This is a genomic window from Lelliottia sp. RD5, assembly GCF_056032945.1.
The window spans coordinates 16565-28547 of record NZ_JBVYHQ010000013.1 but is presented as its reverse complement, the minus strand read 5'-3'; the positions used below and the strand labels follow the sequence as shown (position 1 = coordinate 28547).

General features: G+C 54.0%; 13 protein-coding genes and 1 riboswitch. Of the genes, 7 read left to right on the top strand and 6 right to left on the bottom strand.

Annotation, left to right across the window (positions count from 1 at the left end; genetic code table 11):
• The first annotated feature begins 258 nt into the window (after positions 1-258).
• Both purH and purD read left to right on the top strand, forming a co-directional pair.
• The gene (purH, locus tag AC0LWE_RS22005; protein WP_059180761.1) at positions 259-1848 is read left to right on the top strand and encodes a bifunctional phosphoribosylaminoimidazolecarboxamide formyltransferase/IMP cyclohydrolase; all 1590 of its coding nucleotides are present in this window, start codon (positions 259-261) and stop codon (positions 1846-1848) included.
• Between the two features lie 14 nt (positions 1849-1862).
• Positions 1863-3155, top strand: a complete 1293-nt coding sequence (purD, locus tag AC0LWE_RS22000) for a phosphoribosylamine--glycine ligase (RefSeq protein ID WP_219347174.1) — start codon at positions 1863-1865, stop codon at positions 3153-3155.
• A 37-nt stretch (positions 3156-3192) separates the two neighbouring features.
• On the opposite strand, the gene AC0LWE_RS21995 is transcribed toward purD, so the two are convergent.
• From AC0LWE_RS21995 to nudC, 6 genes are all read right to left on the bottom strand, one after another.
• Positions 3193-3885: a DUF1481 domain-containing protein gene (locus AC0LWE_RS21995; protein ID WP_219347666.1), complete on the bottom strand. Its 693-nt coding sequence runs from the start codon at positions 3883-3885 to the stop codon at positions 3193-3195.
• Positions 3886-3896: 11 nt separating this feature from the next.
• Positions 3897-4169: a nucleoid-associated protein HU-alpha gene (gene hupA / locus AC0LWE_RS21990; protein WP_002445246.1), complete on the bottom strand. Its 273-nt coding sequence runs from the start codon at positions 4167-4169 to the stop codon at positions 3897-3899.
• Between the two features lie 186 nt (positions 4170-4355).
• Entirely contained in the window at positions 4356-4946 is a 591-nt protein-coding gene (locus AC0LWE_RS21985) for a YjaG family protein (RefSeq protein WP_202666468.1), read from the bottom strand.
• 41 nt (positions 4947-4987) lie between these two features.
• Positions 4988-5659, bottom strand: coding sequence for a deoxyribonuclease V (nfi, locus tag AC0LWE_RS21980; protein ID WP_131488990.1), 672 nt, complete (start codon positions 5657-5659; stop codon positions 4988-4990).
• A gap of 9 nt (positions 5660-5668) precedes the next feature.
• Positions 5669-6733: a uroporphyrinogen decarboxylase gene (gene hemE / locus AC0LWE_RS21975; protein ID WP_131488992.1), complete on the bottom strand. Its 1065-nt coding sequence runs from the start codon at positions 6731-6733 to the stop codon at positions 5669-5671.
• 44 nt (positions 6734-6777) lie between these two features.
• Entirely contained in the window at positions 6778-7554 is a 777-nt protein-coding gene (gene nudC / locus AC0LWE_RS21970; protein ID WP_202668812.1) for an NAD(+) diphosphatase, read from the bottom strand.
• 96 nt (positions 7555-7650) lie between these two features.
• On the opposite strand from nudC, the gene rsd reads away from it, so the two are divergent.
• From rsd to thiS, 5 genes are all read left to right on the top strand, one after another.
• The gene (gene rsd / locus AC0LWE_RS21965; RefSeq protein ID WP_202668811.1) at positions 7651-8148 is read left to right on the top strand and encodes a sigma D regulator; all 498 of its coding nucleotides are present in this window, start codon (positions 7651-7653) and stop codon (positions 8146-8148) included.
• Positions 8149-8249: 101 nt separating this feature from the next.
• Positions 8250-8358: riboswitch (TPP riboswitch) on the top strand.
• A gap of 165 nt (positions 8359-8523) precedes the next feature.
• On the top strand, positions 8524-10416 hold the full coding sequence (gene thiC / locus AC0LWE_RS21960) for a phosphomethylpyrimidine synthase ThiC (protein ID WP_202668810.1): 1893 nt from the start codon (positions 8524-8526) through the stop codon (positions 10414-10416).
• Positions 10416-11051, top strand: coding sequence for a thiamine phosphate synthase (gene thiE / locus AC0LWE_RS21955; RefSeq protein WP_219347175.1), 636 nt, complete (start codon positions 10416-10418; stop codon positions 11049-11051). Before thiC ends, thiE begins: the two co-directional genes overlap by 1 nt.
• Entirely contained in the window at positions 11044-11799 is a 756-nt protein-coding gene (locus AC0LWE_RS21950) for a HesA/MoeB/ThiF family protein (RefSeq protein ID WP_202668809.1), read from the top strand. Before thiE ends, AC0LWE_RS21950 begins: the two co-directional genes overlap by 8 nt.
• On the top strand, positions 11783-11983 hold the full coding sequence (gene thiS / locus AC0LWE_RS21945; RefSeq protein WP_059180771.1) for a sulfur carrier protein ThiS: 201 nt from the start codon (positions 11783-11785) through the stop codon (positions 11981-11983). Before AC0LWE_RS21950 ends, thiS begins: the two co-directional genes overlap by 17 nt.

Below are 11983 nucleotides of genomic sequence, written 5' to 3'. Positions count from 1 at the left end.
GTTCTCGATCATCCGCAATACTTAAATGACAGAAAAATGACTGACTGCTGCATTCCACAGCAAAACCCCGCCTTATACCTGTTTTCACACAGACTTATCCACAATGCTGCGAAAATTTGAAAAATCACGAGCGGTGCGCAAACGTTTTCGTTAAAATGCACGCGCTAAACAAGGATGCCCCGTTAGGGGTGTTAGATGAGTTTTTTGCGAAAAATTCATCTAACACTCTCTGTCATCGTGAAATCCAGGGGATTTACCATGCAACAACGTCGTCCAGTCCGCCGCGCTCTGCTCAGTGTTTCTGACAAAGCCGGTATCGTCGAATTCGCTCAGGCACTTTCTGCACGTGGTGTAGAGCTGCTATCCACCGGCGGCACCGCTCGCCTGTTAGCAGATAAAGGTCTGCCGGTAACCGAAGTGTCCGATTACACCGGTTTCCCGGAAATGATGGATGGACGCGTAAAGACCCTGCATCCGAAAGTACACGGCGGCATTCTTGGTCGTCGCGGCCAGGACGACGGCATTATGGAACAACACGACATCGCCCCGATTGATATGGTGGTCGTTAACCTTTATCCGTTCGCCCAAACCGTCGCCCGCGAAAACTGCTCACTGGAAGATGCCGTTGAGAATATCGATATCGGTGGCCCGACCATGGTGCGCTCCGCGGCGAAGAACCATAAAGATGTTGCCATCGTAGTAAAGAGCAGTGACTACGACGTCATTATTAAAGAAATGGATGCCAACGAAGGTTCTCTTCTACTGGCGACCCGTTTTGACCTCGCCATCAAAGCGTTTGAACACACTGCCGCTTACGACAGCATGATTGCTAACTACTTCGGTAGCCTGGTCCCGGCCTATCACGGCGAAAGCAACGAACCTTCTGGTCGTTTCCCACGTACCCTGAATTTGAACTTCATTAAGAAGCAGGATATGCGTTACGGCGAAAACAGCCACCAGAACGCTGCCTTCTATATAGAAGAAGAAATTAAAGAGGCATCCGTCGCAACCGCTCAACAGGTTCAAGGCAAAGCCCTCTCTTATAACAACATCGCTGATACCGATGCGGCGCTGGAGTGCGTGAAAGAGTTCAGTGAGCCAGCATGCGTCATCGTGAAACATGCAAATCCGTGTGGCGTTGCCGTCAGCACATCTATCCTTGAAGCCTACGACCGGGCTTACAAAACCGATCCAACCTCCGCATTCGGCGGCATTATCGCGTTCAACCGCGAACTTGATGCCGAGACGGCACAGGCCATTATTTCCCGCCAGTTTGTTGAAGTGATCATCGCGCCTTCCGCAACGGAAGAAGCCCTTAAAATCACCGCAGCCAAACAAAACGTTCGCGTACTGGTTTGTGGCCAGTGGGCAGAGCGTGTTCCAGGCCTGGATTTCAAACGTGTTAATGGTGGTCTGCTGGTTCAGGATCGCGATTTAGGCATGGTGACTGCGGGCGACCTGCGCGTCGTTAGCCAACGTCAACCAACCGAACAGGAACTGCGTGACGCGCTGTTCTGCTGGAAGGTCGCCAAATTTGTTAAATCCAACGCGATTGTATATTCGAAAGAGAATATGACGATCGGCATAGGCGCAGGCCAGATGAGCCGCGTTTACTCTGCCAAAATCGCCGGTATCAAAGCCAGCGATGAAGGCCTGGAAGTAAAAGGCTCCGCAATGGCATCTGATGCCTTCTTCCCGTTCCGCGACGGCATTGATGCAGCAGCAGCCGTTGGCGTGACCTGTGTTATCCAGCCGGGCGGATCCATTCGTGATGACGAAGTCATCGCCGCCGCTGACGAACACGGCATCGCCATGATCTTCACCGATATGCGTCACTTCCGCCATTAATCCCGGAGTCAGTAATGAAAGTATTAGTCATTGGTAACGGCGGGCGCGAGCACGCTCTGGCATGGAAAGCAGCGCAGTCGCCGCGGGTGAGCACCGTTTTTGTCGCACCGGGTAACGCCGGTACGGCACTGGAACCCACTCTGCAGAATGTGGCTATCGGTGTAACCGATATTCCGGCGCTGCTGAATTTTGCGCAGAGCGAGAAAATCGATCTCACCATCGTCGGTCCAGAAGCACCGCTGGTGATTGGCGTTGTTGATGCATTCCGCGCCGCGGGTCTGAAAATCTTTGGCCCCACCGAAGGCGCTGCGCAGCTGGAAGGCTCTAAAGCGTTCACTAAAGATTTCCTCGCGCGCCATAAAATCCCGACGGGCGAATATCAGAACTTTACTGAAGTCGAACCTGCGCTGGCTTATCTGCGTGAAAAAGGCGCACCGATCGTCATCAAGGCCGACGGTCTGGCGGCAGGTAAAGGCGTTATCGTTGCGATGACGCTCGAAGAAGCCGAAGCTGCCGTTCAGGATATGCTGGCGGGTAACGCCTTTGGCGATGCGGGTCATCGTATCGTGATTGAAGAGTTCCTCGACGGCGAAGAGGCCAGCTTTATTGTCATGGTTGACGGCGAGCACGTTCTGCCGATGGCCACCAGCCAGGATCACAAACGCGTTGGCGATGCAGACACCGGTCCAAACACCGGCGGAATGGGCGCTTACTCTCCGGCACCGGTTGTGACTGATGAAGTTCACCAGCGCACCATGGACCGTATCATCTGGCCAACCGTCAAAGGCATGGCCGCGGAAGGCAATACCTATACCGGTTTCCTGTATGCCGGTCTGATGATCGACAAGCAGGGCAATCCAAAAGTTATCGAATTCAACTGCCGCTTTGGCGACCCTGAAACGCAGCCAATCATGCTGCGCATGAAGTCCGATCTGGTTGAACTGTGTCTGGCTGCATGTGAAGGCAAGCTGGATGAGAAAACATCTGAATGGGACGATCGTGCTTCGCTGGGCGTGGTGATTGCTGCGGGCGGTTATCCCGGTGATTACCGCAACGGCGACGAAATCCACGGTCTGCCGCTGGAAGAAGTCGATGGCGGTAAAGTGTTCCACGCCGGGACGAAACTGTCTGACGACGATCGCGTATTGACCAACGGCGGGCGCGTTCTGTGCGCAACGGCGCTGGGAAATACGGTCGCGGAAGCGCAGAAGCGTGCGTATGCGTTAATGGCCGATATTCACTGGGACGGCAGCTTTAGCCGCAGCGACATCGGTTATCGTGCAATTGCACGCGAGCAAGGCGAGTAATTAACACTGGCCCTCTCCGTCTGGAGGGGGTTTTCAATCAGAAGTTTTTTTCTGTCGGCTGCCAGGTACAAAAATCTTCATTTGCCACCAGCAACAGCTGCGAACCTTCGGATGCTTCAAGCCAGGCCACACTCACTTCTATTGACGAATGACGTTGACGCCTTTCGATATGTTCCTTTGCCCACGCGTCCAAATCGGGTTTCACCGTTTGACCTTCGCAGGTGGTCACCGAGCCATCGGCATGCCAGCGCCCCTGATGCAGCACAACGCGCCCCTGACGCAGCGCATCGCTGGTCTGACGGATTTGGTCGGCACGATAACGGTATAAGGCGATTTGATCGCTCGAAAGCTGCTGTTTTTGGCCGTCAACTTCGCGCTGCATGAAGCTCAGCTCGCCGCGACTATCAAACCGGACACGAATGTGTTCAGGCGTTTTACTGTAGATGTTGAGTTCAATCAGCGACAGCGCATCATCCTGCCAGCGGTATTCCGCTGTAGAAGTATTGCCCTTGTGCCACGGACTGAATGCAGAAAGGAGATGGACTTCACCATTGACGTCTTTACGCCAAATTCGCACCGCACCCTGATCGCCTGCATATCCACTCGCGGTGAATGGCGGCAAAGCAGAGTCATGGCTACAGGCCGAAAGCAACAGCACGCCTGCCAGCGCCAACGTTGAGCGCCAGACAGACAAAAGGGGCGAAACCGCCCCCTTGTTAAAACTGTTCACTGCCACGCGGCTTACTTAACTGCGTCTTTCAGTGCTTTACCAGAAACAAATGCTGGTACGTTAGCAGCAGCAATTTTGATTTCTTTACCGGTCTGCGGGTTGCGGCCAGTACGCTCAGCGCGGTGGTTCACTTTGAAGGTACCGAAACCAACCAGTTGTACAGCATCGCCTTCTTTCAGAGACTCAGTAATAGCAGCCAGGGTGGATTCCAGTGCAGCTTTAGCCTGCACTTTAGACAGATCAGCCTTGTCCGCAATTACATCAATCAGTTGAGTCTTGTTCATAAGTTATCCTTTCAATGTGTTTATCGCTTGCTAAGCATCGAGTGCGACGAAAATGCCAAAAAAGCACTCTCCTGCATACACGCACCGATAGCCACTTTTTTTCGCCCCCCAAATGTAGACCAGACGGGGGGCAGAAGGGAAGAGTGGAGGTGCGACAAAACAGGCGTTAAATCACGTTTTGTTGTCTCACTGGTTAAAAATTATACCAATATTACTCTCACCCGCCTCGCGTAAGTCCGCGCGCAGGCCTTTTATCAGTTCAATATCGCGTTCTTCGCAATCGGCCAAAAGTCGGAATATTTCCCACTGAATGTCCCATTCTTGTTCAACAGCCGGGTTCATTCTCAGCTCTTCGTCGGTCATTTCACGACCTTCCTGCGTCATTTCCAGCATCGCAACGGTGGTAATCGACGCCTTACTCACTTCGATGGCGTGCTCCAGGGTTTCACCGCTTAAACGCGAATGCACCAGTTCACTCAATGCCACGCAGGCGTCGATCGCTGGATAGACACCATACATATCGTAGTCATCCGCCGATGGGATCGCCTCTTCCAGCTTTTCGAGCTGGGAGTCAAAGTTCACCTTCGCGTCTTTAACCGTCAGTGTTTCCCAGATCAGGTCGAGAATACGGCGATAAATCTGGCCTTCACCAAATTCGGTTTCCTTGCAGAACGTCGCATAATTGGGATACATGCGCTCGCACAGGCAAGCCATAAAGGTGACGTGCTGCCAGCTTTCCAGCTTCTCAAGGCGCAGATGAATCGGGTTTTGTAACATGATGATGTCTCGAATCGGAAATTAGCGGCAGTTTACCTGAATCAAGGCTGAATTTCCTGCCAACGAATAAAAGCCGGGCGCGCCGATGCGACCGCATCAGCCCAGCGCGTCGGCTCTGGTAAACGGTAACCTTTCATACAACGCTGCACCCACGCAAGCGCACTGTCTGTGCTCACGCGATGCCCTGTCGCCACGAACAGCGGATTGCATCGTGCTTTGCTGCGCCAGACCCACGCCAGCTGTTCGCCTTTATCCATCAACGGTGCCAGCGCGCCCGGCTCAGCAGAAAGTGGCTCAAATTTCCCACACAGGCGCTTTTTCGCCACGCCAATTGTCGGGACATCCACCAGCAAACCAAAATGGCTGGCCACGCCCAGACGACGCGGATGGGAAATCCCATGACCATCAACAAACAGCAGATCGGGTTTTTGCGAGAGTTGTTCCCACGCTGCGAGCAGCGCGGGATATTCACGAAAGGAGAGAAAGCCAGGAATGTACGGCATGGTGGTGGCGATTCGCGCCACCTTATATTCAACCAGTTCCAGCGAGGGATACGTCAACAGCACCATCGCCGCTCGCGTCACGTCACCACCCTGCTCAAATCCCACGTCGGCGCCGGCGATCAACTGCGGCGGATCCTTATCCAGACGATCCTCACGGATCACTGACGAGGCAAGTTCGATTTGCTGAGCGCGTAACGACGCGAGATCCATAACAACTCCTTACAGATGATACTGGGCAGAATGTCGGTGCACCGCCTCCACAAACGCGCCAGCGTGCTCTGGCGGTACATCCTGATGAATTCCGTGACCCAGGTTGAAGACGTGACCTTCACCCTGGCCGAAACCTGCAAGTATAGACGCAACCTCTTCTTCGATACGTGCAGGCTGAGCGTAAAGCATAGACGGGTCCATGTTGCCCTGCAGCGCGACGGTGTCGCCCACGCGACGACGTGCGTCGGCAATATCAGTGGTCCAGTCAAGGCCCAGCGCATCGCAACCGGTGGCCGCCATGGCTTCCAGCCATTGTCCGCCGCCTTTGGTGAACAGCGTTACCGGCACACGACGACCTTCATTTTCACGTAGCAGGCCATCGATAATTTTGTGCATGTAATAGAGGGAGAACTGCTGATAATCGCGCCCGGTGAGCACACCGCCCCAGGTATCAAAGATCATCACCGACTGCGCGCCCGCTTTAATCTGCGCATTGAGATACAGCGTGACGCTTTTTGCCAGCTTATCAAGCAACGCGTGCAGGGCCAGCGGCTCGGCATACATCATCTTTTTAATGACGGTAAAGGCTTTGCTGCTGCCGCCTTCAACCATATAGGTCGCCAGCGTCCATGGGCTACCGGAAAAACCAATCAGCGGTACTTCGCCTTTTAGCTCGCGGCGAATGGTGCGCACCGCGTTCATCACGTAACCCAGTTCATCTTCAGGATCGGGAATCGGCAGCTTATCAATATCGGCTTTGCTCTTAATCGGAGACGTAAAGCGCGGACCTTCGCCCGTTTCGAAATACAGCCCAAGCCCCATGGCATCCGGGATAGTCAGGATATCTGAAAAAAGGATCGCCGCATCCAGCGGGAAACGGCGCAGTGGCTGAAGCGTCACTTCACAGGCCAGCTCCGCATTTTTGCACAGCGACATAAAATCGCCCGCCTGCGCACGCGTGGCTTTATATTCCGGAAGATAACGGCCTGCCTGGCGCATCATCCACACCGGGGTGACATCAACGGGTTGGCGCAGCAGCGCGCGCAGATAACGATCGTTCTTCAGTTCGGTCATTTTGCAGGTTCCTTAAGCATCTTACCGCTAGTGTATCACGTCATTCAGGCTTCATAGTCGGCCCGACACATTGCCACGGTATCTTCTATCAGACGACGCGCCACGGTGCCCGGTGGCGGTAACAGCGGTAAATTGTCGTAGCGATACCAGTTTGCTTCCAACAACTCTTTCGGGTCGATAACGATCTCGCCGCTGTCATAGTCAGCCATAAAGGCCGTCATCAATGACATCGGGAAGGGCCACGGCTGAGAGGTAACGTAACGCAGATTTTTGACTTTAATCCCGCTCTCTTCCATCACTTCACGCGCGACGGTTTGCTCCAGCGTTTCGCCGACCTCAACAAATCCAGCCAGTACCGTGTGAATACCATTGCGGTGGCGGACATGCTGCGCCAGTAAAATCGAATCATCACGACGAATAGCAACGATGATGCACGGTGCAATTTGCGGGTAATAGCGCTCACGGCAGTGGCTGCACAGCAGCGCCCATTCGGTTTTACTTGGATGCATAGGATGACCGCAATAACCGCAGAACTTATGCGAACGGTAGAATTCGGCTAACTGCACCCCGCGTCCGGCCAGCTGAAACAGGCCCGCATCATGATCCATAACCTGACGTACCGATCCCATATCCTGACGGCGATTCTGTTGGATCAACCACACAGCATCGCCCTGCCATTCACCGATCTTTAATGCGGATTGCCCCACAAGATCGAATTGCCCGGCGTCGCCGTAAGGTAACTCTCCGGCGGGCAACCATAATTTTTGCTCATGGCTGACGATCCACCAGCCACGATCTAATTTTTCAATTATACGATCCATATCTATTGCACTACCTTCGCTTCACAGGCATGTTGATAACAATATTCTTACAAATTTAGGCGGGCAGCTTTTAACCTTAACCTTGCGGAGTCAAACATGCTAAACCAGCTAGAAAGCCTGACAGAGCGCGTTGGAGGAAGTAATAAACTGGTCGATCGCTGGCTGCACGTGCGTAAACAATTGCTTGTTGCCTACTATAATCTGGTTGGCATTAAGCCTGGCAAAGAATCCTATATGCGCCTGAATGAAAAAGCGCTGGATAATTTTTGTCAGAGTCTGGTGGATTACCTTTCCGACGGCCATTTCAATATTTATGAACGTATTATCCGTGAAATGGAAGGAACGAATCCGTATTTAGCGGCGACAAAACTCTATCCGCAGCTGGAAGCGAACACCCAGCAGATTATGGATTATTACGACTCCGCGCTCGAAAACGCGATCGACCAGGATAACTATCTGGAATTACAGCAGGCGCTGTCCGATCTGGGCGAAGCCCTGGAAGGGCGATTTACGCTGGAAGACAAGCTGATTGCCCTCGTGCTGGACCACAATTTGAAAGCCAGTAACGAACATAACGTCGCGCGACCTGCTTGAGTTATTAATCGTTAACGCGTAGTTTACAAACACGCCCCTCTCTGGAGGGGCATTACACGAAATTTTTCACGCTGCTTTTTGGACAGATGAAGAATACGTGTAAATTCTTGTCGGAGTGCCCAGTGCGTAAGCCGGGCTGAGACCGTTAATTCGGGATCCGCGGAACCTGATCAGGTTAATACCTGCGAAGGGAACAAGAGTCAAAACTCATTACACAAAACCATTCAAGTTGCATCTCCCCAGGAGCTTACCGAGTAAGTGACTGAGGTGAATGAAGGCAGCCAGCGCAGAGGCCGCTTGAGTGATGAAGTGTAATCTCCTCTTGGTTCATCCGTTGTCTGACAAGCCACTTCCTTTACTTTTATGGAATGAGCTATGTCTGCAAAATTGACCCGCCGCGAACAGCGCGCACAAGCACAACACTTCATCGATACGCTCGAAGGCACTGCTTTCCCGAGCTCAAAACGTATTTATATTATCGGTTCACAGGCTGATATCCGCGTGCCCATGCGTGAGATCCAGCTCAGTCCGACGCTTCTCGGCGGCAGCAAAGAAAATCCGCAGTTTGAGGATAACGAAGCGGTCCCGGTGTATGACACCTCCGGCCCCTATGGTGATACCGACGTTGCCATCAACGTTCAACAAGGGCTGGTAAAACTGCGCCAGCCCTGGATTGACGCGCGTAATGACACCGTGGCGCTCACCGTTCGCAGTTCCGCATACACTCAAGAACGTCTTGCAGATGAGGGGCTTGATGAACTGCGCTTTACCGGTCTGCTGACGCCAAAGCGGGCGAAATCAGGAAAATGCGTCACGCAGCTGCATTATGCCCGCCAGGGTATTGTGACCCCTGAAATGGAATTTATCGCCCTTCGCGAAAATATGGGCCGTGAGCGTATTCGCAGCGAAGTGCTTCGCCACCAGCATCCGGGTGAAGGTTTTGGCGCGCGTCTGCCGGAGAACATCACGCCCGAGTTTGTCCGTGACGAAGTGGCCGCAGGTCGCGCCATCATCCCCGCCAATATTAATCACCCAGAATCTGAGCCAATGATTATTGGGCGTAATTTCCTGGTGAAAGTTAACGCCAATATCGGCAACTCCGCCGTGACGTCATCCATTGAAGAAGAGGTCGAGAAGCTGGTGTGGTCTACACGCTGGGGGGCGGACACGGTTATGGACCTTTCGACCGGGCGCTACATTCACGAAACCCGCGAGTGGATTTTGCGAAACAGCCCCGTTCCTATCGGAACCGTGCCGATCTATCAGGCACTGGAGAAGGTCAACGGGATCGCGGAAGATCTGACCTGGGAAGCGTTCCGCGACACGTTACTTGAGCAGGCGGAACAAGGCGTTGATTACTTCACCATTCACGCAGGCGTACTGCTGCGCTACGTCCCGATGACCGCCACGCGTCTGACCGGAATTGTCTCGCGCGGGGGCTCCATTATGGCGAAATGGTGCCTGTCACATCATCAGGAAAATTTCCTTTACGAACACTTCCGCGAAATTTGCGAAATCTGCGCGGCCTACGATGTGTCTCTTTCGTTGGGCGATGGGTTGCGTCCTGGCTCCATTCGCGATGCCAACGATGAAGCGCAATTTGCCGAGCTGCATACGCTGGGCGAACTGACCAAAATCGCGTGGGAATATGACGTGCAGGTGATGATCGAAGGGCCAGGCCACGTCCCGATGCAGATGATTCGCCGCAACATGACCGAAGAGCTGGAGCACTGCCACGAAGCGCCGTTCTATACGCTGGGGCCGTTAACGACGGATATCGCGCCGGGCTACGACCACTTCACCTCAGGCATTGGCGCAGCAATGATCGGCTGGTTTGGCTGCGCGATGCTCTGTTACGTCACGCCAAAAGAACACCTGGGCTTACCCAACAAAGAAGATGTCAAACAGGGATTAATTACCTATAAAATTGCCGCTCACGCCGCTGACCTGGCGAAAGGCCATCCGGGCGCGCAAATCCGCGATAACGCCATGTCTAAAGCGCGCTTTGAATTTCGCTGGGAAGATCAGTTTAACCTGGCGCTCGACCCCTTCACCGCACGCGCGTATCACGACGAAACCCTGCCGCAGGAATCTGGCAAAGTGGCGCACTTCTGCTCCATGTGCGGACCAAAATTCTGCTCGATGAAAATCAGCCAGGAAGTGCGCGATTACGCCGCGAAACAGGCTATCGAAGTGGGTATGGCCGATATGTCAGAAAACTTTCGCGCGAAAGGTGGTGAAATCTACCTTAAAAAGGAGAAGGCATAATGTATCAGCCCGATTTTCCCTCCGTCCCCTTTCGCTTAGGTCTTTACCCCGTAGTAGATAGCGTGACGTGGATCGAGCGGCTGCTTCAGGCGGGCGTTAAAACGCTCCAGCTACGCATCAAAGATAAACGCGATGAAGACGTTGAGACTGACGTGGCACACGCCATTGCGCTGGGACGCCGTTATGGCGCTCGCTTGTTTATCAACGATTACTGGCGACTGGCGATTAAGCATCAGGCGTATGGCGTGCATCTGGGCCAGGAGGATCTGCAAACCACCGATCTCAGCGCCATCCGCCACGCCGGTTTACGCCTGGGCGTTTCGACACATGACAATATGGAGATCGACGTGGCGCTGGCGGCACGACCGTCCTATATCGCGCTCGGACATGTCTTTCCGACGCAAACCAAGCAGATGCCCTCCGCGCCGCAGGGTCTTGAGCAACTGACTCGTCATATTGAACGACTGGCAGATTACCCGACCGTCGCCATCGGTGGCATTAGCCTTGAACGTGTCCCTGCGGTACTGAAAACCGGCGTCGGGAGTGTTGCGGTGGTCAGCGCGATTACTCAGGCTTCAGACTGGCAGGTAGCCACAGCACAGCTATTGCAACTGGCAGGAGCGGGCGATGAATGACAGTGACTTCATGCGTTATAGCCGCCAAATCATGCTGGACGATATCGCCATCGACGGGCAGCAAAAATTGCTCGCCAGCCGGGTACTGATTATTGGTCTTGGCGGTTTAGGTGCGCCGGCGGCGCAATATCTGACGGGGGCGGGGATTGGAACGCTGGTATTAGCTGACGATGACGATATCCACTTAAGCAATTTACAACGGCAAACTCTGTTCACGATGGACGATCTCGGTCAGTCAAAGGCAGAGGTGACAAAGCAGCGGCTCGCCAGACTGAATCCTGCTATTGAGCTTGTCGCCTTGAGGGAAAAACTCGCAGGCGAAAACCTTCGCCACGAAGTTGATCGTGCCGATGTGGTGCTGGATTGCACCGACAATATGGCCACACGTCAGGCGATAAACGCGGCTTGTGTTGCCCTCAACACACCGTTAATTACCGCCAGCGCAGTGGGTTTTGGCGGACAGCTCATGGTGCTGACGCCACCGTGGACGCAAGGCTGCTATCGCTGCCTGTGGGCTGATGACGATGAGCCCCAGCGTAACTGTCGCACGGCCGGTATTCTCGGCCCGGTGGTCGGCGTGATGGGTACCTTGCAGGCGCTTGAAGCCATCAAACTGCTGAGCGGTATGGAAACCCCACGCAATACGCTGCGGCTTTTTGATGCTCGCGTCGGGGGCTGGCGGCAACTGGCGTTACAACGCGCCAGCGGATGCCGTGTCTGCGGGGGACATCATGCGAATTCTGTTTAACGACGAACCGATGCAGTGTGTGGACGGGTTAACCATCGCCACACTGCTTGACCAGTTGCAGCAGCTAAAACCTGGCGTGGCGCTGGCACTTAACCAACAGGTCCTGCCGCGCGAGCAGTGGGAGCTTCAGCAGGTGCGCGACGGCGATCAGATCCTGCTTTTTCAGGTCATTGCGGGAGGCTGA